A 21,083-nucleotide genomic window follows, 5' to 3' on the forward strand; every position below is an offset into this window, starting at 1 on the left:
TTCGCAGCCGAGACTGCATCCGCCCCCCATCCAATCGAAGGAAACAAGACCATGGCTTATGTAACCACCAAGGACGGTGTTGAGATTTTCTACAAGGACTGGGGTCCGAAGGATGCACAGCCGGTCGTGTTCCACCACGGCTGGCCGTTGTCCTCCGACGACTGGGACGCACAGATGCTGTTCTTCCTGTCGAAGGGCTATCGCGTCGTCGCGCATGACCGTCGCGGACACGGTCGTTCTGCGCAGGTGTCCGAGGGGCACGACATGGATCATTACGCAGCCGACGCATTTGCAGTGGCGGAAGCGCTCGACCTGAACAATGCCATCCATATCGGCCACTCCACCGGCGGCGGCGAAGTCGCTCGCTATGTCGCGAAGTTCGGCCAGCCCTCCGGCCGCGTCGCCAAGGCTGTTCTCGTCTCGGCCGTCCCGCCTCTGATGATGAAGACCGAAAGCAACCCGGAAGGCCTGCCGATCCAAGTGTTCGACGGTTTCCGCTCTGCCCTCGCCGCCAACCGGGCGCAGTTCTTCCGCGACGTTCCTGCCGGCCCCTTCTACGGCTTCAACCGGGCGGGCGCCACGGTGCAGGAAGGCGTGATCCAGAATTGGTGGCGCCAGGGCATGATGGGCAGCGCCAAGGCCCATTATGATGGCATCAAGGCCTTCTCCGAAACCGACCAGACGGAAGACCTGCGGGCAATCTCGGTTCCGACGCTGGTGCTGCATGGCGAAGACGACCAGATCGTGCCGATCGCAGACGCGGCCCACAAGGCAATCAAGCTTCTGAAAAATGGAACGCTGAAGACCTATCCCGGCTTTTCGCACGGCATGCTGACGGTCAATGCCGACGTGCTGAACGCCGATTTGCTGGCCTTCGTCCAAGCTTGATCGGCACCGGCGACGGGTGCGGCCTCCCACGCATCCGTCGCCGATCTAAACACAAGATCATCTCATCTTATTCCCGTCGAAGCAGGTAACGCGATGCTCAAAAAACCGAAAGGCCAGACGCGTGTACCTGTTGCCATGCAGCTCACGACAGACCTTGTTGCGAGAAGCATCCGGGTGGTCGACGACGAAGGCCCAGAACCCAACTGGACCCCCATCTCAACGCGACAACTCGATCACCTCGTTCGCACGGTTGAGCAGGAGGCTGGGGACGAGGGAATATGGGTTTTCGCCTACGGATCCCTGATGTGGAACCCCGGTTTCGACGTGTCCGCCCGTATGGAAGCCGTTGCCCATGGATGGCACCGTGCGTTCTCGCTCAGGATCGAGCGCCTGCGGGCCACTTCGGATGCGCCGGGCCTTATGTTGGCGCTTCGGCCGGGAGGGAGTTGTACGGGCCTCATCCTCAAACTTCCGTGTGCGAGCAGGAGGCAGGATCTGCGCACTCTTCTGGCGCGGGAGATCCGGTATTCGGAGGTGTGCGATATGGTTCGGTGGGTCACGGTCAGGACTGCTACGGGCACACGTCGCGCCCTGACGTTCTGGGCAAGCACGAAACAGTCTCAGCTCACGGAGAAAATCTCACTCGACGATGCTGCGGTGCTGATCGCACAGGCGTGCGGACCTGCCGGATCGTGCGCAGAATATCTGCATCGGACTGTGTCGGATCTGGTGGACCGCAACATCCACGATCGAAACCTGTGGCAGCTTCAGGAAAAGGTAGCCAGAAAGCTTCGTGCGATGCCAAAAGACTGAGCCCAGCTGTCAGATACGCGTCAGTCCAGCATTACCATGCGGGCCGCAACCTGTTCCTCAAAGAATTTCGAGAACGAGGCAATACGGGGCGGAAGCGCTTGGTACGGCGGATAAAAAAGCGTCAACCACAGGTCGGTCGGCGCCCAGCCCTTGAAGACGTGGATGAGGCGGCCACGTCTGAGGTGATCGGCAATATTGAAGCCCGGCAACAAGGCAACGCCTGCACCATCCGCGGCCATGTCCGCCAAGACTTCGCCGCTGTTGGCGCTGAAGGCCCGGCCCGCTGAAATGGAAAGACTCGATCCCCCGTCCGACAGCACCCAAGTCTCACGACGGCTTTCCCCGCTATAGGCAAGGCAGTCATCCGGCTTCAGCTCGCTGGGATGCTCCATCGCAGCGAACCGGCTGCCAGGTGCGGCGACGAGGATGCGTGGTACCACCCGAACCTTCCGCCAGATCGTGAACTTGTCCGAAGGCTGCGACGAAATGCGGATGGCGAGGTCATAATCGTCGTCAACGATGTTTACCAATCCATCGGACAGCGAGATCTCGAAACTCATCTTCGGATATCGCTCCTTGAAGCCTGAGAGGATCGGCGGCAGAACAGTCTTGCCGAACCACGTCGGCGCGCTGATCCGCAAGCGCCCTTCGTCAGCCTTGTGCGCGTTCATCACCTCCCGGCGTGCATCTTCCAGAGCTTTGACCGCGGGCTGTATCTGTGCGGCGAAGATTGCTCCGTCTGTCGTCAGCGATACCTGTCGCGTGGTGCGCACGAAGAGCTGCACGCCCAGTTCGGCCTCGAGTGCGGCGATGGCCCGCGTGACCGCCGCAGGCGTCATGTCCAGTTCGCGCGCCACTTGGGCAAAGTTTCGCTTCTCGGCGGCGAGCAGGAAGGTGCGGAGAGCTTTATAATCGTTCATGTCATTATTTCACACAGTGCAACTCATTCACAATGAATATTGCAATTCCGGTGAGTGATCAACAGGCGTAGTTTGCTCCCATCAGATCACATAGCGCCAAGGAAGGCATCGTCATGATCAAGGATATCAAGGGACTGCATCACGTAACCTCGATGGCATCGGATGCCCGTCAGAACAACCGCTTCTTCACGGACACGCTTGGCCTGCGCCGCGTCAAGCAGACGGTGAACTTCGACGACCCGAGCGTCTACCATCTGTATTACGGGGACGAAAACGGCTCTGCCGGAACGGTCATGACCTATTTCCCGTTCCAGGACATGATGCTGGGTCGTCCGGGTGTGGGTGAGGTCGGCGAGACACAGTTCTCCGTGTCGAAGGGGTCGCTGAAGTTCTGGCAGGATCGGTTCGCCGCGCACGGCGTCGACGGTCTGGAAACCGACACTGTCTTCGGTGACAACCGCCTTCGCTTCATGGGTCCGGATGGAGACAGTCTCGCGCTGATCGAATCCGCGAACGACACCCGCGCTCCATGGCTGGCCGATGGAATTCCCGGCGAAGCGGCCATACGCGGATTTGCGGGTGCCCGCTTCAGCCTGCACGACATCGCTGCGACCGAAGAACTGATCGGCTTCATGGGCTATCAGCGCGTCGAAAAGCAGGGCAATGTCACCCGTTTCATTATTCCGGGCGGCAACGGCGCGGATACGATTGATCTCGCTGAGTTGCCAAAGACTGCCTCTGCACGCCAGGGCGCAGGATCGGTGCACCATATCGCCTTTGCCGTGGATAACCGTGAGACGCAGCTGGAGGTGCGCAAGGCTTTGATGGACACCGGGTATCAGGTAACCCCGGTCATCGACCGCGATTATTTCTGGGCGATCTACTTTCGCACACCAGGCGGTATCCTGTTCGAAGTTGCCACCAACGAGCCCGGCTTCAATCGCGACGAAGACACCGCGCATCTCGGAGAAGCACTGAAGCTGCCGAGCCGATACGAGGAATTTCGAGACCAGATCCAGGCCAACCTCGTGCCGCTGGCTGCGTGACACGTCCCGTCAAACGAGTTGCCTTCGCAAGGGTTCGATCGACTTCGAGGCAATGGCCTTCGCGAGTTTCGATGGAGAAACGCCAATGGATCAGTTGGGAGCGATCAGAGCCTTTGTTCGCGTCGTCGAGGCGGGATCTTTTGCGAAGGCAGCGGACACGATGGGGGCGCCGCGGTCGACCGTGAGTAAGCTCGTTCAGGATCTCGAGACCAGCCTGGGCCTCAAACTGCTTGAGCGCACGACACGGTCGATCAGCGTAACCTCCGAAGGCAACGCCTACTACGAGCGCGCCATTCGCCTGATTGCCGATTTCGAAGACATGAACAATGAGGCCACGCGCGGGCGCCTTGCCACGCGTGGCAGACTTCGGGTTGACGTCGGAGGTACCTTTGCCAATGCAATTCTGATCCCTCGGCTGCCGGAATTTTACGCGCTTTACCCAGATATCGAGTTGCATCTCGGTGTCACGGAACGTCAGGCCGACATCGTCGAAGAGGGGATAGACTGCGTAATACGGGCCGGCGATCTACCCGGTACATCAATTGCTGCGCGGAAGTTATGCAGTGTCGAGATCGTCACCTACGCGACGCCGGGATATCTCGAACAACATGGCGTGCCGGCTGCTCCCTCGGATCTGGAGCAGGGTCATTTTTTCGTGCAGTATTTCTTCGCACGCAGTCTGAAGCAAACAGGGGCGCTCGATCGAGGTGGCCGGCGGACAAACCGTCCTCGGATGCGCAAAGAAGGCCGGCATCAAGGTCCCCTCGTCGTGCGCGACAGGCCTCTGCGGCACCTGCAAATCAAAACTTTTGAGCGGTGAGGTGGCCATGAACCACAATGGCGGCATTCGCCAGCGGGAAATTGACGCTGGCTTCTTCTTGCCCTGTTGCTCCAAGCCGCTGAGCGATCTCGTGATCGAGCGATAGAGCAAGACAACGTCGCCTCGACACGATGGATCGAGGCGCCAAGGTGGTCGCAGGCCGACACTGGACCCTGGAACCGCCTTGAGATGGCGTCCGGCAACGTAAACACCGTGCCGGTAGCAGGCAGGCCCAACATGAGAGAGCCTGCCTGGATCGTCAGACGATGGTTCTGAGCCGGAATTCCTCTTCAGTCGCCTCGGGCAGCGCCGATCTGCCGTCCTGCGTCGGCTGCCCGATATCATGCGCATTGACCATGGCTCCGGCAAGCTGGCGGAAGCTCACGGTTCCCACGGGTTGTCCCGTGGCGTCGACCACTGTGGCATCATCTTCGGGTACGCCGACGAGAAGGCGAAGGGCCTCTTCGATCGTCGTGTTGGAGGTGATCACGCGACCAGCGGTTTCATGGCTTCGGTGTGACATGTGCAGCGGTGTCATCACGGCTTCGACATGCACCACCCGACCGCGGTTCACCTCGCGAACGAAACTGGCCACATAATCGTCGGCCGGCCGGAGCACGATATCCTGGCTTGTTCCCTGCTGGATCACCTCGCCATCGCGCAGGATCGCGATCTGGTCACCGAGCCGCAGAGCCTCGTCGAGGTCGTGCGTGATGAACACGATCGTCTTGCGGATCTCCGCCTGGATGTCGAGAAGGACCGACTGCATGTCCATCCGGATCAGCGGATCGAGCGCGGAATAGGCTTCGTCCATCAGCAGAACGGGGGCATCGTTGGACAGCGCGCGCGCGAGGCCGACACGCTGCTGCATGCCCCCGGAGAGCTGGTTGGGATATTTGCTTTCGAACCCTTTCAACCCCACCCGTTCCAGCCAGCGCATGGCGGTGTCGCGCGATGTCGTGCGGTTGATCCCCTGGATCTCCAGGCCGAACATCGTGTTGTCGAGGACGGTTCGGTGCGGCAGGAGGGCGAACTTCTGGAACACCATGGCCGTCTGGTGGCGCCGGAAATTGCGCAGTTCGTCCGGCCCCATCGTCACCACGTCGACGCCGTCGACAAGAACTTCGCCGGCCGTCGGGTCGATGAGACGATTGATATGCCGGATCAGCGTGGACTTGCCGGAGCCGGACAGACCCATGATCACCTGAATGGACCCTGAGGCGATCTCAATATTGATGTCGCGCAGCCCCAGCACATGGCCGTGCCTGGCGTTGAGGTCGGTCTTGGTCATGCCGTTGCGCACCGCATCCACATGCGCAGACGCGTTCGGGCCGAAGATCTTGTAGAGATTGCGCACGGCAATGCCGCCGAAGGCTCTTTGAGCGAGGGCATCAGCCATGGACGATCTCCCGGTGCTTCTGAAGGCGTTTGCCGTAAGCCTGGCTGACGCGGTCGAAGATGATCGCGATGCCGACGATGGCGAGCCCGTTGAACATGCCGAGCGTGAAGTACTGGTTGGCGATGGCTTTCAGCACCGGCTGACCGAGGCCCTGGACGCCGATCATCGAGGCCACCACGACCATGGCGAGCGCCATCATGATCGTCTGGTTGATGCCGGCCATGATGGTCGGCAGGGCGAGGGGAAGCTGCACCTTGAGAAGCTTCTGACGCTCAGAGGTGCCAAAGGCATCGGCGGCCTCCAGCACGTCCTTGTCGACAAGGCGGATGCCGAGATCCGTCAGCCGGATCATCGGGGGGATGGCGTAGATGACGACGGCGATCAGGCCGGGAACGCGCCCGATGCCGAGAAGCATGACCACGGGGATAAGATAGACAAAGCTCGGCATGGTCTGCATGACATCGAGGATCGGATTGACGATCCGCTGAAACGTGTTGGACCGTGCCATGAAGATGCCGATGGGCAGACCGACCGCAATCGAGAGCACTGTGCACACGAAGATCATCGCGACCGTGCGCATCGTGTCGGTCCACATGTCGAAATAGCCGATGAGGAGCAGGGTGACGAGACAGCCGAGAACGATTTTGACGCTGCGGCTGGCAAACCAGGCGATGGCCAGGATGATCGCCGTGATGATCGGCCACGGGGTCTGCGTCATGAACCGATCTGTCGCAAGGAGGAAGCTTTGCAGCGGCGAGAAGAGGCTTTCGATCGCGTCGCCATAGGTGCGGGTAAAGGCCCGAAATCCCTCGTCGATGGCCTTTTTCAGATTGCGAAGCGCGTCGTCATCCATGTGTGGAAATGTGTAAAACCATTCCATGCGGGTTCCTTTCTCTGGAAGGAGCCGTTCGACGTGTTTTTCTTGTTCTGACGGCAAGCGGGAGGCGGCGCTGCCAGCACCAGCCCCAAGGGACTGGATGCAGGCATGCGCCACCCCATTGGACGGAGCTTAAAGGGCCGCTTCAATCTTCGCGGCCGCGTCGGCCGAAACCCACTTGGTCCAGATGTCCTTGTTTTCCTTCAGGAAATGCTTGGCGCCGTCTTCGCCGCTCGCCTGGTTGTCCGTCATCCAGGCCATCAGCTTGCCGATGGTGTCGTTGCTCCAGGAGCGCTTTTCAAGATAGGACATGACCTCGGGACCGGCCTTCTCGGAGAAGGGCTTGGCGACCAGGGTGACGATGGTATCGACCGGCCAGGCGTTCGGCTTCGGGTCCGGGCAGTCCGCAACGGTGTTGCAGCGTTTCCATTCGGCGGCGTCTGCGTTCACGCCGGCTTCCAGCTTGACCATCGGGTATTTTCCGAGCAGCGCGGTCGGGGCCCAGTAGTAGGCCGCAAAACCCTTTTCGCGTTCGTAGGCTTTGGCGATCGCACCGTCGAGACCGGCGGCGGAGCCTGTGTCGACCAGGGTGAAGTTCGCCTTTTCGCCCTCGAACGCCTTGAAGAGCTGCGTCGTCACAACCGTGCCGCCCCAGCCTTGCGGACCGTTGAGGATCGCGCCCTTGCTTGCGTCTTCCTCACTCGGGAACAGCTCCGGGTGCTTCAGGAGGTCGGGAATGGTTTTGATGTCCGGGTGCTTGTCGGCCAGGTATTTCGGTATCCACCAGCCCTGATTGCCGCCGTCGGGAAGCGGCGAGCCGACCTTGACGATGCGGCCCTCTTGCGTGCCCTTGGCAACGACATCGGGAAGCAGGTCGATCCAGGCCTCGGGCGCAATGTCCGGCTGACCCTTCTCTGCCATGGAGGTGATCGTGGGAACGGTGTCGCCGACCGTAATCTCCGCCTGACAACCATAGCCTTCGTTGAGGATCAGTTTGTCGAGATTGGAGATAACTTCAGCGCTTTGCCAGTTCATGCTGGCAATGGTGATGCTGCCGCAGTCGGCGGCGCTGGCGCTCGCCATGCCGAAGCCCATGCCCATCATCAGGCAGCTCGAAGCCAATAGTTTCTTCATTGTCGTTCCCCTTTGTTTTTAGCGGCAGACGCGAAAAGCGGGGCGCCGCGGACACCCGCTTCATGACGTGAAGGATCGTCTGTTCTTCCTCATCTCTTGCCTGGAGACCGTGTTCGCGGTTTCCAGCCATTCCTGCGTACCGTATCCTCCGCGAGGGCCAGCACCCTCAACCGGAGTAGGCAATGTGACGAACGTGCAGGGCAAACGACAGTCTTGCCGCGCCAACCGAAGACGCGTTTGGATCAACGAAAGCTGTAGCGCTGCCGAATCCCCGTCTCCTCGACGCTCGCTGCGTCCTTTAATGGAGCCGAAAGAGGCGGTCGCAAGAGCCATTATTCCCCCGATGCCGGTCTGTAACCGTGTCTCGCGTGAAAGCGATCAAGCTCCCGCTGCTGCACGTCCTGTCCCGTAAAAATCGAGATGTAATGGGGGATCCGCTTCATCCGCAGCGCGACCTCCTCGCGGGATTGCATGGAGATGTAGCCGATCTGCACGAGATAGGTCGTGCGCGCCCTGACATCGGCAGCGACCTCGTCATAGCCGAAACGGTTGAACATGCGGGCAAGCGCATTCATCCGTGCCGCATCGGCGCGCTGCACCTCAGCCTCGATATCGGGCGACTGCAGCGCCCAGCTGCGCACCGCAAATTCAAACCGCGCATCGAAGAGGCTGGCGTCGAGCCAGCAGTCGAACACGTTCAGCATCGCCTCGACCAGTGTTTCGGCATAGGCTTCAGACTGTTTGATGACGTTGCCGGTATTGGTGTCGCGCCAGCGGGCGATCAGCGCATCGAGCAGCGCTTCCCGGTCCTTGAAGAACCAATAGAAGCTAGTGCGCGATAAGCCGAGCTGCTTTGCCAGCGGCAGGATCCTGACCGAGTCGACGCCGGATTCCAGCAGTGATGCGTAAGCGGCATCGAACCACCCCTCGTAGGACCCACGCCAGCCGCTGTCGTTCACCACCTGCTCCATACGCTATGTTCGTAACAAAAGGTACAGCTGCAGACAAGAGGAATGTACATAGATGTTTTTAAAGTTGACACAGCTGTACATTCTCCGTACCGGTGATCTCGCAAGCACCACCGGAGCCGATGCATGTCCAGCGATCCCCTCCTGCAGCCCTATCAGCTGAAGCACCTGACCCTTCGCAATCGTATCATCGTGACATCTCACGAGCCCGCATACCCCGAAGACGGAATGCCGAAAGAGCGGTATCGGGCCTATACGGTGGAACGCGCGAAAGGGGGCGTGGCGCTGACCATGACGGCAGGATCTGCAGCCGTCTCGAAGGACAGCCCGCCCGTGTTCAACAACCTGCTCGCCTACAAGGACGAGATCGTACCCTTTATCCGAGAGATGACGGATGCCGTGCACGAGCAGGGTGCGGCGATCATGATCCAGCTCACGCATCTCGGCCGGCGGACGCGCTGGGACAAGGGCGACTGGTTGCCGGTCATCGCGCCCTCACATCAGCGGGAGGTTGCGCATCGCGCCTTTCCGAAAAAGCTTGAGGACTGGGACATCGCCCGTGTCATCAAGGATTTCGCCGACGCGGCAGAGCGCATGAAGGCGGGTGGCATGGACGGCGTCGAATTGGAGGCCTACGGCCACCTGATCGACCAGTTCACCTCGCCGGTGACCAACGAGCTCGACGGTCCCTACGGCGGCGCCTCGCTCGACACGCGCCTTCGCTTCTGTCTCGATGTGTTCAGGGCGATGCGCGCCCGGGTGGGCGATGATTTCATCCTCGGCGTGCGTTACACCGCGGACGAAGGTCTGCCCGGCGGTACGGGACGCGCTGAGGGCCTGGAAATCTCACGCCGTCTGCGCGACAGCGGTCTCATCGACTACCTCAACGTGATCCGGGGGCATATCGACACCGACCCGGGCCTGACGGACGTCATTCCCATCCAGGGCATGGCCAATTCCCCGCATCTCGACTTTGCCGGCGAGATCCGTGCAGCAACCCATTTCCCGACCTTTCACGCGGCCAAGATTCCCGACGTCGCCACCGCCCGCCACGCGATCGCAAGCGGCAAGGTCGATATGGTCGGCATGACGCGCGCGCACATGACGGATCCCCATATCGTGCGCAAGATCATCGAGAAGCGCGAGGACGACATCCGTCCCTGTGTCGGCGCAAACTACTGTCTTGATCGGATCTACCAAGGTGGCATGGCGTTCTGCATCCACAATGCCGCGACCGGTCGTGAGGAAACGATGCCGCACGCCATTCCGAAGGCGGAGATCCGGCGCAAGATCGTCATTGCTGGCGCCGGGCCCGCAGGCCTGGAGGCCGCCCGCGTCTCGGCGGAGCGCGGCCACGATGTCGTCGTGTTCGAGGCGGCGAACCATCCCGGCGGCCAGATCCGGCTCACCGCGCAGAGCGAGCGCCGGCGTGAGATGATGAGCATCATCGATTGGCGCATGGGCCAGTGTGAAAAACATGGCGTCGTCTTCCATTTCAACAGTTGGGCGGACGCTCACATGATCGCGGCCGAGTCCCCCGACGTGGTCATCATTGCCACCGGGGGGCTGCCGCATACGGACATCCTCTCGTCCGGCAACGATCTCGTGGTGTCCTCCTGGGACATTATCTCCGGCGACGTGAAGCCGGGTGCAAATGTGCTCGTCTTCGACGATGCCGGCGATCATGCGGGCCTTCAGGCCGCCGAGATCATCGCGAAAGCCGGCGCCAGGGTCGAGATCATGACGCCGGATCGTAGCTTCGCGCCGGAGGTCATGGCGATGAATCTCGTGCCGTACATGCGCTCGCTTCAGGCGCTCGACGTGTCCTTTACCGTGACCTACCGCCTCGAGGCCGCCGAGCGACGCGGCAACGCCATTGTCGCTCGGGTCGGAAGCGATTACGGAGGCGTCGCTCGGGAGCGCGTCGTCGACCAGATCGTCGTCAATCACGGCACGATCCCGCTCGACGACCTCTATTTCGAACTCCGCCCTGCCTCCCGGAATCTGGGCGAGGTCTCCTATGACCACCTGATCACGGGTCACGCGCAAACCCTCACACGAAACGCGGCCGGCACCTACCAGCTCTTCCGCATCGGCGACGCGGTTTCGGCAAGGAATACCCATGCGGCAATCTACGATGCCTTGCGACTGGCAAAGGACCTGTGAAGCGGCGGGCCCCGCAATGGGGCCGACCGTCGGTCAACAGTGACCTGTCTCGTCGCGGCCCCTGATACGGCATGCCGACCAAGCACGGCTTGGCCGAATCGCGCGGGTTTACGGCGGCTGTAGTCTTGGCGATTCCACGATCGCGAGCGTTTTAGCGGTAGCTCATGCCTTCGACGATCAGCGGCAGGTCATCCGGCGTCTGCCTACGCGGCTATAGCCGGCTTCATTCGCAGAGCATGCGTCTTGCAATCCCGAACCACATGTGAATACTATCTTCACATAAGAAGATTTTGTTTTGGGTGGCGTCTGGAGGGATCAGCGCTCGGGGGTCGGCATCTTTTGCCGGCACTGTTGGCCGGACACCGGAAACCGGCCGAACCTTCCGCCCCGGAAAGCCAGCCTCATGCGTGTTCCCCAGCCCCAGCACAAAGCCAAACCCCTGTCCGACATTCCGCCGACCCCGTTGCCATCGGCGACTGCGGCGGCAGGAGAAGACGTGCAACGCCCCTTAAGCCGGCTTCTGGTCGTGGACATGAGCCAGTTCCTCTCCGGTCCCTACTGTTCCCTTCGGCTGATGGACCTCGGGGCCCGCGTCATCAAGATCGAACGGCCGGATGGTGGCGATCTTTCGCGGCGGCTTTACCTCAGCGATACGGAGATTGGCGGTGATTCCACGATCTTTCATGCCATCAACCGCGCCAAGGAGAGCTTGGCGATCGATCTGAAGAACCCGGATGACCTTGCTGCGCTGCGCAAGCTCCTGCAGCGCGCGGATGTCGTCATCCAGAATTTCCGTCCCGGCGTCATCGAGCGGCTCGGGCTTGATTATCCCAGCGTGCAGGCGCTCAATCCCCGCATCGTGTTCTGCTCGATCAGCGGCTACGGCAATGAAGGGCCGTGGGTCTCCCGACCCGGTCAGGATCTTCTGGCGCAGTCGCGCTCCGGCGTGATGTGGCTGAACGGCGATGAAGGGCAGGGCCCTGTTCCCTTCGGGCTGGCGATCGGCGACATGCTGGCGGGCGCGGCCGCGGCACAGGGGATTCTCGCAGCCCTCGTGCGACGCGGGGTCACCGGCAAAGGCAGCCATGTCGAAACGAGCCTGCTCGAAGCTTTGGTCGACCTCCAATTCGAGGTGCTCACCACGCATTTGAACGACGGCCAGCGCCTGCCGAAACGGTCGAGTTTCCGGAGCGCGCACGCCTATCTCTCGGCACCCTACGGCGTCTACCCTGCGGCGGACGGCTACCTCGCCATCGCGATGACGCCAATCCCCAAACTCGCGGACCTGCTCGAGATGGAGGAGCTCGGCATTTTCCGGGACGACCCGTCCAGCTGGTTTACAGCGCGGGACGCCATCAAGGCGCTGATCGCCAAGCGCATATCGCAAAAGACCATCGAAGAATGGCTCGCAATCCTCGAGCCGGCCGATATCTGGTGCGCCAAGGTGATGGACTGGAAGGAACTCCTGGAGAGCGATGGTTTCCAGCATCTCGACATGTTGCAGACAGTCTCGCGCGACGACGGCGTCGCCATCCGCACCACGCGCTCGCCGCTCCGCATCGACGGCGTGCGCCCGACCTTTGATCGCGCTGCTCCGCGGATTGGCGAGCAGAGTGCGGCGATCCGCGAGGAGTTCGGCCTGTGAGTGGACGGCAGACGTTCCTCCGGGGGATGACCTGGAACCATCCCCGCGGTTACGATCCGATGGTCGCGTGCGCGCGCCTCTGGCAGGAAAAAACCGGCGTCGCCGTCCACTGGGAAAAGCGCTCCCTGCAGGATTTCGAAACCTATCCGGTGGAGGAACTGGCTCGGACCTATGATCTGATCGTCATCGATCACCCGCATGTCGGTCAGATCACCCGGGAAAACTGCCTCGTGCCGCTCGATGTCCCGGAGAAGGCAGCAGAGGCGAGGGCGCTCCGTGTCGGCAGTGCGGGCGTTTCCTTTTCAAGCTATGCCTGGGAGGGACGGCAATGGGCGCTTCCCATCGATGCGGCGACGCAGGTTCAGGCCTACCGCCCGGATCTGCTGGAAGCTGCACCTCCAAGCCGATGGGAGGAGGTGTTGGCGCTCGCGCGTCGCGGACAGGTTCTGCTGCCGCTTCGGCCGCCGCACAGTCTCATGAGCTTCTACACGCTGGCGGGCAATCACGGGACGCCCTGCGCTGTGGATGGCGATCAGCTCATTCCGCCGCATCAGGGCTTGGTCGCTTTCGAAGCGCTGCGCACGCTCGTTGGCCTTGTTCCCGAACGCTGCTTCGAGATGGACCCGATCGCGGTGCTCGAGGCCATGGCCGTGGCCGGATCGACCCATGTCTGCGCGCCCTTGATCTACGGATATGTCAGCTATGCCATGGCCGGCTTTCGCGAGAGTCCGATCCATTTCTGCAACATCCCTTCCGCGAGCGACAAAGGCCCCGTCGGCTCCGCGCTGGGCGGGACCGGCATTGCCGTTTCCGCTTTCTCGGCCTCCGTCCGGGACGCCGTCGACTTTGCCTACTGGATCGCAAGCGGCGACGTGCAGAGGGGCTCTTATGCACGGGCAGGAGGACAGCCGGGACACGCCGCCGCCTGGGACGACGACAGGGTGAACGCGGCGACGGCCAAATCCTATCGTGCCACACGAGCGACACTGGACGCGGCGTGGGTTCGCCCACGCCATGATGGCTATATGGCCTTCCAGCAGGCCGCATCGGAGACGATCAACCGCGGTCTCCTCACGGGGCTGCCGGCAGCGACGGTGATAGCCGATCTCAACCGCCTGTTCCGCGAGAGCTTCCGGACGCGCTAAATCCGGCGTTTCACGTCCGTTTGGGAAGGTCGAGGCTCCAGAGCTTCAGCGCGTTGCCGGCGAGCAGGGCGTGACGCTCGGTGTCGCTGCTCGTTGCGAGCAGCGCGTGCGTGGCGGCAACCCAGGTCGAGAGACTGCCCGCAAGCGTACAGACCGGCCAGTCGCTTCCCCAAACCACACGGTCCCACCCGAACTGCAGAATGGCGGTCTCCGCGTAGGGACGGATGGTCTCAACGGACCAGCTGTCGGGATCGGTATAGGCAATCAGCCCGGAAATCTTGCAGACGACGTTCGGCCGGCGCGCGACATTCTTCAGCTCATCCCGCCAGAGCGAGATGTCGCCCGAGCGGATATCGGGAACTCCACAATGGTCGAGGATGAAGGTGACATCCGGTGCGAGATCGGCGAGCGCGGCGGCGTGGCCCAACTGGCGTGGCAAGGTGCAGAGATCGAAGGTGAGGCCGCTACCGCCGAGCCGCTTGATGTTGTCACGAAAGACAGCGCTTTCCGACAGCTCGTCCGGCATGACGTGGAGGACGCGACGAAACCCTTTGACCAGCGGATTGTCGCGCTGACGCTCCAGCATGGCGGGAAAGTCCGCGTCTTCCGGCCGGCAGGCGGCGATGGCGCCGACGATCAGGCTCGTGGGCTGGCCCGCAAGCTGCCCGACATGCTGCGTTTCCGCCTCGATCTGGTCAGGCGCGACATCGACCTCCATGTGCAGGCTCGCGGCAATGCCGCAGCGGAGAGCCTCCAGCCGATAGGTCTCGTAGAGATAATCCCGATCGAGGGCCGGAACCGCGGACAGCCAGGGATAGGCAAGCGCCGTCTTGTCGATCAGATGAAGATGCGTGTCGATGATCATGAATGCTCCTCCCGAGCCTTGCATGCGAAACACTCTCACGGGCCGTCAGAGGTTTCAAATAGGAATGGATCTGCGCGAAGACATCCGGCTTACGCTTCGGGCGAGGGGTCGTGCTGGACGTCCGAACCGGCGAGCCGCGACAGTTCTTCGGCGGTCTTCTGCAGCAGCGAGATCGTCGTCGAGATATCCGGCGCCGTCGGCGCGTTGACAAGGCTGATATAGGGCACCGTGAGGGCCGCGATGCCGCGGCGGTCCGGGCCGAGGATCGGCGCCGACAGATTGAAGACCCCGGCCGTCTGCGCGCTTGCCATCATCTCGTAGCCGCGGGCGCGGATCTCATCCAGGCGCGCGAAAAACTCCGGCGTCAATGCGATGTCGTTCCGGCTCTTCACATGCTCGGAGATCATCATTTCGCGCTCTTCCTGCGGGCGGAAGGCAAGGAGGACGTGGCCGGAACCCGTGTCGAACAGGCTGATATGCGAGCCGACGCGAATGGAAATGCCCCAGTAATCCGGTGCTTCCTGCTGGGCAATCACGACGGCCGCGCCACGGTCGAACACGGCAAGCTGGTTGGCCTGCCGCGTCCGCTGGGCGAGATCGCGCATCAGCGGCGTGGCATAGGCCGCAAGACGGCGCGTCGGAACATGCAACTGCGCCAGCCCGAAGAGCTTGAGCGTCAGCGAATATCGGTCGCCATCGATGCGGGTGATATAGCCGCGCCGGACGAGACGATCGAGCATCCGGTAGAACTCGTTCGGGCTGCGGTTGAGTTTCTTGGAGATCTCTGCCTGGGTCAGTCCGCCATCGACACCGGCCAGGAGTTCGAGAATGTCGAGCCCCTTGTCCAGGGCAGGTGCGCGGTAGCGATCATCGTCTGCATCCGACATTCCGGATCCCCTATGAATACCGATTTCCATATACGAAGAACTTAGACGCGACAAAGCAAACTTGCAGCTTGACCGCCGCTGAAAACGCTGTTTGTATATGAATGAATTTCTCGCTGATGGGAAATGGCGCTGCTGGAGGGGTTTCCTGTGATGACCGAGCTCGGAGAGGGCAGCGTGCCCCTTGATCCCGCGAGCTTGCAGCAAGGGTGGCCGCAGCCAAGCCGCCCGCGTCCGATCGTGATCTTCGGCGCCGGCAGCATCGTCAACGATGCGCATCTTCCGGCCTACCGGAAGGCCGGTTTCCCCGTGGCGGGTCTCTACGATCCGGACGTTGAGAAGGCCCGCGCGATCGCGGCACGCTGGGATGTCGAGGTCTTCGCCTCCGCAGAGGAGGCTGCCGCCGTCGAGGGCGCGATCTTTGATCTGGCGACGCCGCCCGCAGCCCATGCGCGCATCCTCGCTGTGCTCCCCGAAGGGGCTTGTGCCCTGATCCAGAAGCCGATGGGTGCGGATCTCGATGCCGCGACCGGGATCCTTGATCTCTGCCGGCAGCGCAAGCTGCACGCTGCCGTGAACTTCCAGCTCCGATTCGCGCCGATGATGCTGGCCTTGCAGGATGCCATCCGGCGTGGTTTGCTCGGCGATGTCGTCGATATCGACGCCCATCTGGCGCTGTCGACACCCTGGAGCCTCTGGCCTTTTCTCAAAGGCCTGCCGCGTATCGAGATCGCCATGCACTCGATCCATTATCTCGATCTGGTGCGCGGACTGATCGGCGATCCCGCCGGCATTCACGCAAAGACCATGGGGCATCCCAACCATCATGTCGCGCAGACGCGAACGAGCGCGATCCTCGACTATGGCGATACGATCCGATGCACCCTGTCGATCCATCACGATCAGGACTTCGGACGGATGTTTCAGGTCAGCGAATTCCGCATCTGCGGCACGAAGGGTGCGGCCTATGTGAAGCTCGGGGTCAATCTCGACTATCCCAAGGGGGAACCGGACGAGCTCTGGATCTTTCCCGCCGGCGATGATCGCTGGATCGAGATCCCGCTTCAGGGCACCTGGTTCCCGGACGCTTTCATTGGCCGGATGGCGAACCTGCAGCGCTTTGCAAGCGGCGAGGACGAGACGCTGGTCGGCGCGGTGGACGACGCCTGGCGGACCATGGCGCTGGTCGAGGCGGCCTATCAATCCAGTGCGCAGCCGATGACGGCCGTGCGTCCGCTGCCGGAGGCCTGAGATGATCGAGCAGACGCTGTATTTCGAGGACTATGGTCTCGGCCACGCACGGATGACAACGGGGCGAACCATGACGGAGACGGATTTCGTGGTCCATGCCGGCCACACCGGCGACTTTTTCCCGCATCATATGGACAGCGAGTTTGCAAAGACCCTGCCGGGCGGACAACGGATCGCCCATGGCACGATGATCTTCTCGATCGGCATCGGAATGACGGCATCGCTCATCAATCCGGTCGCCTTTTCCTACGGTTACGATAGGTTGAGGTTCGTGCGCCCGGTGCATATCGGCGATACGATCAGGACCCGCGTGACGATCTTCGCCAAGGAGGACGATCCCAAGCGGGCGGACAGGGGCCGGGTCATCGAACGTTGCGAGGTGTTGAACCAGCGCGACGAGGTGGTGCTGGCTGCGGACCATATCCTGCTCGTCGAACGAAAACAGAAGTAAGGAGAGACCCATGACGACGACAATGACGGGCAAGACGGTGTTGATCACGGCCGCCGCCCAGGGGATCGGCCGGGCGACGGCTCTCGCCTTCGCCAAGGCGGGCGCGACCGTTCACGCGACCGACATCAACCTCGATATCCTCTCCGAGATCGCCAGTGAGCCCGGCATTCTCACGCACAAGCTCGACGTTCTCGACGAGGCCGCGGTCAAGGCGATCGTCTCCGACATCGGTGCCGTGGACGTGCTCTTCAACTGCGCCGGGGTCGTTCATTCCGGCTCGATCCTCGATATGCCGGACAAGGACCTCGACTTCGCCTTCGACCTCAACGTCAAGGCGATGATCCGCACCATCCGCGCCGTGCTGCCCGGCATGATCGCGCGCAAGGACGGCGCCATCATCAACATGGCCTCCGTCGCCTCCAGCATGAAGGGCGTGCCGAACCGCTTTGCCTATGGCACGACGAAGGCCGCCGTCATCGGCCTGACCAAGGCCGTCGCTGCGGATTACGTCGCCGCCGGCATCCGCTGCAACGCCATCTGCCCGGGCACGGTCGAAAGCCCCTCGCTCGAAGGACGCATGCGTGCCCAGGGCGACTACGAGACCGCGCGCGCCGCCTTCATCGCCCGCCAGCCGATGGGCCGGCTCGGGACGGCGGAAGAGATCGCCGATCTCGCCGTCTATCTCGCCGGCGCCACCTATACGACCGGCCAGGCCTACGCCATCGACGGCGGCTGGTCGATCTGACGGCCGCTCGACCCTTTCGTCAAACTGCAAGGATAACGCTATGAAATTCGTCCGTTACGGCGCCGAGGGCGCCGAAAAGCCCGGTCTGATCGATGCTGCCGGCGCCATTCGTGACCTCTCCGGTCATATCCCCGATCTTTCCGGCGGCGCCATCGATCCCGATGCGCTCGCAAAACTTGCCACCATTGATCCGGCATCGCTGCCGCTGGTGTCTGCCCGCGAGCGGCTCGGTGCCTGCGTGGCCGGCACCGGCAAGTTCATCTGCATCGGCCTCAACTATTCCGACCATGCCGCGGAAACGGGGGCGACCGTGCCGCCGGAGCCGATCATCTTCATGAAGGCGACATCGGCGATCACAGGGCCGAACGATGATCTCATTATTCCGCGCGGGTCCGAGAAGACCGACTGGGAGGTGGAACTCGGCATCGTCATCGGCCGCAAGGCCAAATATGTGAGCGAGGCGGAAGCGCTCGACTATGTCGCCGGCTACTGCACGATCCACGACGTCAGCGAACGCGCGTTCCAGACGGAACGCTCGGGCCAGTGGACCAAGGGCAAGTCCTGCGACACGTTCGGGCCGACCGGACCCTGGCTGGTGACGAAGGACGAGGTCCCCGATCCGCAGGATCTGCGCCTTTGGCTGAAGGTCAACGGCGAGACGATGCAGGACGGCACGACCAAGACCATGGTCTACGGCGCGGCCTATCTCGTGTCCTACCTGTCGCAGTTCATGTCGCTGCAGCCGGGGGATATCATCTCGACGGGCACGCCGCCCGGCGTCGGCATGGGCATGAAGCCGCCGCGCTACCTCAAGCCCGGCGACGTGATCGAACTCGGGATCGACGGCCTGGGTTCGCAGCGCCAGACTGCCCGCGCCGACGCCTGAACCTTCCTCCAATCTCTCCGGAGCCACCATGACCCGCATCACAGACCTGCGCGTGTTCGACCTGCGCTTTCCGACGTCCCAGAGCCTCGACGGCTCGGATGCCATGAATCCAGACCCGGATTACTCGGCAGCCTATGTCATTCTCGACACGGACACGCCCGGTCTGGATGGTCATGGCCTGACCTTCACCATCGGTCGCGGCAACGAGATCTGCTGCATGGCCATCCAGGCGATACGGCACCTCGTTGTCGGAACCGAGCTTTCCAATGTTCTGGAGAATCCCGGCCGCTACTGGCGGCATCTGACGAGCGACAGCCAGTTGCGCTGGATCGGCCCCGAAAAGGGCGCGATGCATCTGGCGACCGGCGCTGTCGTCAACGCGGTGTGGGACCTTCTCGCCAAAGAGGCGGGCAAGCCGGTCTGGCAGATGGTCAGCGAGATGTCGCCCGAAGAGATCGCCGACATCGTCGATTACCGCTATCTGACCGACGTCCTGACCCGCGACGAGGCGATCGATATCCTGAAGCGCGCCGAGCCCGGCAAGGCCGAGCGCATGGCCGTGCTGCGGAAGGAAGGCTACACCTGCTACACCACGTCGGCCGGCTGGCTCGGCTATGACGACGACAAGCTGCGTCGCCTCTGCCAGGAAGCGATCGACGAGGGGTTCAATCACGTCAAGATGAAGGTCGGGCGCGATCTCGAGGACGATATCCGTCGCCTGACGATCGCCCGCGAGGTGATCGGGCCGGATCGCTACCTGATGATCGACGCGAACCAGGTCTGGGAGGTCGGCGAAGCGATCGACTGGGTCAAGCAGCTCGCGTTCTGCAAGCCGTTCTTCATCGAGGAGCCGACGAGCCCCGACGATGTTGCCGGCCACCGCAAGATCCGGCAGGCGATCTCGCCGGTGAAGGTCGCGACCGGCGAGATGTGTCAGAATCGCATCATGTTCAAGCAGTTCATCGCCGAGGGCGCGATCGACATCGTCCAGATCGACAGCTGCCGCATGGGCGGCCTCAACGAGGTGCTGGCGGTCCTGCTCGTCGCCGCGAAGTACCAGCTGCCGGTCTGGCCGCATGCGGGCGGCGTTGGCCTCTGCGAATATGTCCAGCATCTCTCGATGATCGACTATGTCGCGGTGTCCGGCACGAAAACGGACCGCGTCATCGAATATGTCGATCACCTGCACGAGCATTTCCTCGAGCCCTGCGTGATCGAGAACGCCGCCTACATGCCGCCGACCCGTCCCGGTTTCTCGATCGAGATGAAGGCGCAGTCGATCGCGGACTACACGTTCAAGGGCTAAAGCGAAGATCGCGGTCAGCGACGGTCAGACCCGGGCTGCGCAAAGCCCGGGTCTGACCGTCGCGCGCTGGCGGCAACGCGATGGCGCTACAAGAGCCAGTCGAGCGAAGTGGCGAGCCGGGCAGCTGCGTTGTCTTCAAAACAGGCGCCATGCGCGAAAACGACGCGCTGGGGCGAGAGCGCGACCAGACGGCGTGCGGCGTTGCGCGGACCTTCGCCTTTTTTCTTGATGACGGACCGGAGATAGACGGGCGCGCGCCCGTCCGGCGCCGTGACGCCCGCGATACGCCCGATGATGCGGCCGGGCAGGGACAGTTTTTCGGGCTCCATGTTCTGGACAAGGTCCGTGAGGATCAGCGTCTCGCTGGGGCGATGGAAAAAGCACACTTCGCAAAAGCCGCCGCCGCCGTCCACGAAGATCTGTTCGATCTCGTCATCCCAAGGGGTCTTGCCATCGCGCGCAAGCTCGTGGTCGAGACGCACGGAGGAGCGCTTGACCTGGGCGCGGTCCTTCAGCCCGGGGGCCGCCCAGGCGACGGCGCCGGGAATGCGCGCCTGCCACTCCTCCAGAAATGTCCAGTGCGCACTGTTTGGCGCAACAAAATGGCGGATCGGCCCCAAGTCTTCCAGCTGCCGTTGAAGCATGGCAAAGAACTGCGTCGGCGAGTGGACCCAGAGGGAGCCGTCCCGGAGCCGCACGATCGTCATTCTGACGGGGAGCGGGATGATGCCCATAGCCATCATCGGGCCGCTATCGACGATCCAGACATTTTCGGCGATCGGCTTCGGCCGATCGAGCGGGGGATAGGTGTTCTGTTCAGGTGGCATGGCACAAACCTTTCTTTTTGCCACAACCGCCCATCTGCCAGCCGGTT

At 62.3% G+C, this 21,083-nt stretch carries 19 protein-coding genes and 2 pseudogenes; 13 read left to right on the forward strand and 8 right to left on the reverse strand.

The window, feature by feature from the left end:
* Nucleotides 1-51 precede the first annotated feature (51 nt).
* Together ASG25_RS20220 and ASG25_RS20225 are read left to right on the forward strand one after the other, a co-directional pair.
* Nucleotides 52-888 (forward strand): alpha/beta hydrolase, encoded by an 837-nt coding sequence (locus tag ASG25_RS20220; RefSeq protein ID WP_347360113.1) that lies wholly within the window; start codon nucleotides 52-54, stop codon nucleotides 886-888.
* Nucleotides 889-981: 93 nt separating this feature from the next.
* Nucleotides 982-1,701 carry a gamma-glutamylcyclotransferase gene (locus ASG25_RS20225; protein WP_062478564.1) on the forward strand — a complete coding sequence of 240 codons (720 nt, stop codon included), beginning with the start codon at nucleotides 982-984 and terminating at the stop codon, nucleotides 1,699-1,701.
* A 20-nt stretch (nucleotides 1,702-1,721) separates the two neighbouring features.
* Here ASG25_RS20225 and ASG25_RS20230 read toward each other — a convergent pair whose 3' ends face one another.
* A complete protein-coding gene (locus ASG25_RS20230; protein ID WP_062478566.1) occupies nucleotides 1,722-2,621 on the reverse strand; it encodes a LysR family transcriptional regulator in 900 nt (299 codons plus the stop codon).
* 113 nt (nucleotides 2,622-2,734) lie between these two features.
* On the opposite strand from ASG25_RS20230, the gene ASG25_RS20235 reads away from it, so the two are divergent.
* The 3 genes and pseudogenes from ASG25_RS20235 to ASG25_RS22375 all read left to right on the forward strand — a co-directional run.
* Complete coding sequence (locus ASG25_RS20235; RefSeq protein WP_062478569.1) at nucleotides 2,735-3,667, forward strand: VOC family protein; 933 nt, start codon at nucleotides 2,735-2,737, stop codon at nucleotides 3,665-3,667.
* 85 nt (nucleotides 3,668-3,752) lie between these two features.
* Nucleotides 3,753-4,352, forward strand: a pseudogene (locus ASG25_RS20240) (LysR family transcriptional regulator); the annotation flags it as partial.
* Nucleotides 4,351-4,593, forward strand: a pseudogene (locus tag ASG25_RS22375) (2Fe-2S iron-sulfur cluster-binding protein); the annotation flags it as partial. The pseudogenes ASG25_RS20240 and ASG25_RS22375, both read left to right, overlap by 2 nt.
* Nucleotides 4,594-4,746: 153 nt before the next feature.
* On the opposite strand, the gene ASG25_RS20245 reads toward ASG25_RS22375, so the two are convergent.
* The 4 genes from ASG25_RS20245 to ASG25_RS20260 all read right to left on the reverse strand — a co-directional run bounded on the left by ASG25_RS20245 (nucleotide 4,747) and on the right by ASG25_RS20260 (nucleotide 8,868).
* The gene (locus tag ASG25_RS20245; protein WP_062478572.1) at nucleotides 4,747-5,886 is read right to left on the reverse strand and encodes a glycine betaine/L-proline ABC transporter ATP-binding protein; all 1,140 of its coding nucleotides are present in this window, start codon (nucleotides 5,884-5,886) and stop codon (nucleotides 4,747-4,749) included.
* A complete protein-coding gene (locus tag ASG25_RS20250; RefSeq protein ID WP_062478575.1) occupies nucleotides 5,879-6,766 on the reverse strand; it encodes a proline/glycine betaine ABC transporter permease in 888 nt (295 codons plus the stop codon). Before ASG25_RS20250 ends, ASG25_RS20245 begins: the two co-directional genes overlap by 8 nt.
* Before the next feature lie 129 nt (nucleotides 6,767-6,895).
* A complete protein-coding gene (locus tag ASG25_RS20255) occupies nucleotides 6,896-7,897 on the reverse strand; it encodes an ABC transporter substrate-binding protein (protein WP_062478578.1) in 1,002 nt (333 codons plus the stop codon).
* 332 nt (nucleotides 7,898-8,229) lie between these two features.
* A complete protein-coding gene (locus tag ASG25_RS20260) occupies nucleotides 8,230-8,868 on the reverse strand; it encodes a TetR/AcrR family transcriptional regulator (protein ID WP_062478581.1) in 639 nt (212 codons plus the stop codon).
* Between the two features lie 123 nt (nucleotides 8,869-8,991).
* Between ASG25_RS20260 and ASG25_RS20265 the strand changes: the two genes are divergently transcribed.
* The 3 genes from ASG25_RS20265 (at nucleotide 8,992) to ASG25_RS20275 (ending at nucleotide 13,821) form a co-directional block, all read left to right on the forward strand.
* Complete coding sequence (locus ASG25_RS20265) at nucleotides 8,992-11,031, forward strand: NADH:flavin oxidoreductase (protein ID WP_062478584.1); 2,040 nt, start codon at nucleotides 8,992-8,994, stop codon at nucleotides 11,029-11,031.
* 532 nt (nucleotides 11,032-11,563) lie between these two features.
* A complete protein-coding gene (locus ASG25_RS20270) occupies nucleotides 11,564-12,676 on the forward strand; it encodes a CaiB/BaiF CoA-transferase family protein (RefSeq protein WP_062478904.1) in 1,113 nt (370 codons plus the stop codon).
* Between the two features lie 26 nt (nucleotides 12,677-12,702).
* Nucleotides 12,703-13,821: an ABC transporter substrate-binding protein gene (locus tag ASG25_RS20275; RefSeq protein ID WP_062478587.1), complete on the forward strand. Its 1,119-nt coding sequence runs from the start codon at nucleotides 12,703-12,705 to the stop codon at nucleotides 13,819-13,821.
* A gap of 10 nt (nucleotides 13,822-13,831) precedes the next feature.
* On the opposite strand, the gene ASG25_RS20280 is transcribed toward ASG25_RS20275, so the two are convergent.
* The gene (locus tag ASG25_RS20280) at nucleotides 13,832-14,686 is read right to left on the reverse strand and encodes an amidohydrolase (RefSeq protein ID WP_062478590.1); all 855 of its coding nucleotides are present in this window, start codon (nucleotides 14,684-14,686) and stop codon (nucleotides 13,832-13,834) included.
* A gap of 89 nt (nucleotides 14,687-14,775) precedes the next feature.
* Nucleotides 14,776-15,573, reverse strand: a complete 798-nt coding sequence (locus ASG25_RS20285; protein WP_062478593.1) for an IclR family transcriptional regulator — start codon at nucleotides 15,571-15,573, stop codon at nucleotides 14,776-14,778.
* A gap of 150 nt (nucleotides 15,574-15,723) precedes the next feature.
* Here ASG25_RS20285 and ASG25_RS20290 point away from each other — a divergent pair, with 150 nt between their 5' ends.
* The 5 genes from ASG25_RS20290 to ASG25_RS20310 are packed head-to-tail and all read left to right on the forward strand — an operon-like array spanning nucleotide 15,724 to nucleotide 20,209.
* The gene (locus ASG25_RS20290) at nucleotides 15,724-16,821 is read left to right on the forward strand and encodes a Gfo/Idh/MocA family oxidoreductase (protein WP_062478907.1); all 1,098 of its coding nucleotides are present in this window, start codon (nucleotides 15,724-15,726) and stop codon (nucleotides 16,819-16,821) included.
* Nucleotide 16,822: 1 nt separating this feature from the next.
* Nucleotides 16,823-17,272 carry a MaoC/PaaZ C-terminal domain-containing protein gene (locus ASG25_RS20295; protein ID WP_062478595.1) on the forward strand — a complete coding sequence of 150 codons (450 nt, stop codon included), beginning with the start codon at nucleotides 16,823-16,825 and terminating at the stop codon, nucleotides 17,270-17,272.
* A gap of 10 nt (nucleotides 17,273-17,282) precedes the next feature.
* The gene (locus ASG25_RS20300; RefSeq protein WP_062478598.1) at nucleotides 17,283-18,017 is read left to right on the forward strand and encodes an SDR family oxidoreductase; all 735 of its coding nucleotides are present in this window, start codon (nucleotides 17,283-17,285) and stop codon (nucleotides 18,015-18,017) included.
* 40 nt (nucleotides 18,018-18,057) lie between these two features.
* Nucleotides 18,058-18,903 carry a fumarylacetoacetate hydrolase family protein gene (locus tag ASG25_RS20305; protein WP_062478601.1) on the forward strand — a complete coding sequence of 282 codons (846 nt, stop codon included), beginning with the start codon at nucleotides 18,058-18,060 and terminating at the stop codon, nucleotides 18,901-18,903.
* Nucleotides 18,904-18,931: 28 nt separating this feature from the next.
* Nucleotides 18,932-20,209, forward strand: a complete 1,278-nt coding sequence (locus ASG25_RS20310; protein WP_062478604.1) for an L-fuconate dehydratase — start codon at nucleotides 18,932-18,934, stop codon at nucleotides 20,207-20,209.
* An 86-nt stretch (nucleotides 20,210-20,295) separates the two neighbouring features.
* Here the strand turns inward: ASG25_RS20310 and ASG25_RS20315 are convergent, their stop codons facing one another.
* Complete coding sequence (locus ASG25_RS20315) at nucleotides 20,296-21,036, reverse strand: DUF4336 domain-containing protein (RefSeq protein WP_062478606.1); 741 nt, start codon at nucleotides 21,034-21,036, stop codon at nucleotides 20,296-20,298.
* Nucleotides 21,037-21,083: the final 47 nt, after the last annotated feature.

This window comes from Rhizobium sp. Leaf384, assembly GCF_001424065.1.
Lineage (GTDB): Bacteria > Pseudomonadota > Alphaproteobacteria > Rhizobiales > Rhizobiaceae > Ferranicluibacter.

Excerpts from the sequence above, each read along its gene's own strand:
- ASG25_RS20220 (WP_347360113.1), top strand. The coding sequence starts at position 52 with ATGGCTTATGTAACCACCAAGGACGGTGTTGAGATTTTCTACAAGGAC.
- ASG25_RS20225 (WP_062478564.1), top strand. The coding sequence starts at position 982 with ATGCTCAAAAAACCGAAAGGCCAGACGCGTGTACCTGTTGCCATGCAG.
- ASG25_RS20230 (WP_062478566.1), bottom strand. The coding sequence starts at position 2,621 with ATGAACGATTATAAAGCTCTCCGCACCTTCCTGCTCGCCGCCGAGAAG.
- ASG25_RS20235 (WP_062478569.1), top strand. The coding sequence starts at position 2,735 with ATGATCAAGGATATCAAGGGACTGCATCACGTAACCTCGATGGCATCG.
- ASG25_RS20245 (WP_062478572.1), bottom strand. The coding sequence starts at position 5,886 with ATGGCTGATGCCCTCGCTCAAAGAGCCTTCGGCGGCATTGCCGTGCGC.
- ASG25_RS20250 (WP_062478575.1), bottom strand. The coding sequence starts at position 6,766 with ATGGAATGGTTTTACACATTTCCACACATGGATGACGACGCGCTTCGC.
- ASG25_RS20255 (WP_062478578.1), bottom strand. The coding sequence starts at position 7,897 with ATGAAGAAACTATTGGCTTCGAGCTGCCTGATGATGGGCATGGGCTTC.
- ASG25_RS20260 (WP_062478581.1), bottom strand. The coding sequence starts at position 8,868 with ATGGAGCAGGTGGTGAACGACAGCGGCTGGCGTGGGTCCTACGAGGGG.
- ASG25_RS20265 (WP_062478584.1), top strand. The coding sequence starts at position 8,992 with ATGTCCAGCGATCCCCTCCTGCAGCCCTATCAGCTGAAGCACCTGACC.
- ASG25_RS20270 (WP_062478904.1), top strand. The coding sequence starts at position 11,564 with ATGAGCCAGTTCCTCTCCGGTCCCTACTGTTCCCTTCGGCTGATGGAC.
- ASG25_RS20275 (WP_062478587.1), top strand. The coding sequence starts at position 12,703 with ATGACCTGGAACCATCCCCGCGGTTACGATCCGATGGTCGCGTGCGCG.
- ASG25_RS20280 (WP_062478590.1), bottom strand. The coding sequence starts at position 14,686 with ATGATCATCGACACGCATCTTCATCTGATCGACAAGACGGCGCTTGCC.
- ASG25_RS20285 (WP_062478593.1), bottom strand. The coding sequence starts at position 15,573 with ATGTCGGATGCAGACGATGATCGCTACCGCGCACCTGCCCTGGACAAG.
- ASG25_RS20290 (WP_062478907.1), top strand. The coding sequence starts at position 15,724 with ATGACCGAGCTCGGAGAGGGCAGCGTGCCCCTTGATCCCGCGAGCTTG.
- ASG25_RS20295 (WP_062478595.1), top strand. The coding sequence starts at position 16,823 with ATGATCGAGCAGACGCTGTATTTCGAGGACTATGGTCTCGGCCACGCA.
- ASG25_RS20300 (WP_062478598.1), top strand. The coding sequence starts at position 17,283 with ATGACGACGACAATGACGGGCAAGACGGTGTTGATCACGGCCGCCGCC.
- ASG25_RS20305 (WP_062478601.1), top strand. The coding sequence starts at position 18,058 with ATGAAATTCGTCCGTTACGGCGCCGAGGGCGCCGAAAAGCCCGGTCTG.
- ASG25_RS20310 (WP_062478604.1), top strand. The coding sequence starts at position 18,932 with ATGACCCGCATCACAGACCTGCGCGTGTTCGACCTGCGCTTTCCGACG.
- ASG25_RS20315 (WP_062478606.1), bottom strand. The coding sequence starts at position 21,036 with ATGCCACCTGAACAGAACACCTATCCCCCGCTCGATCGGCCGAAGCCG.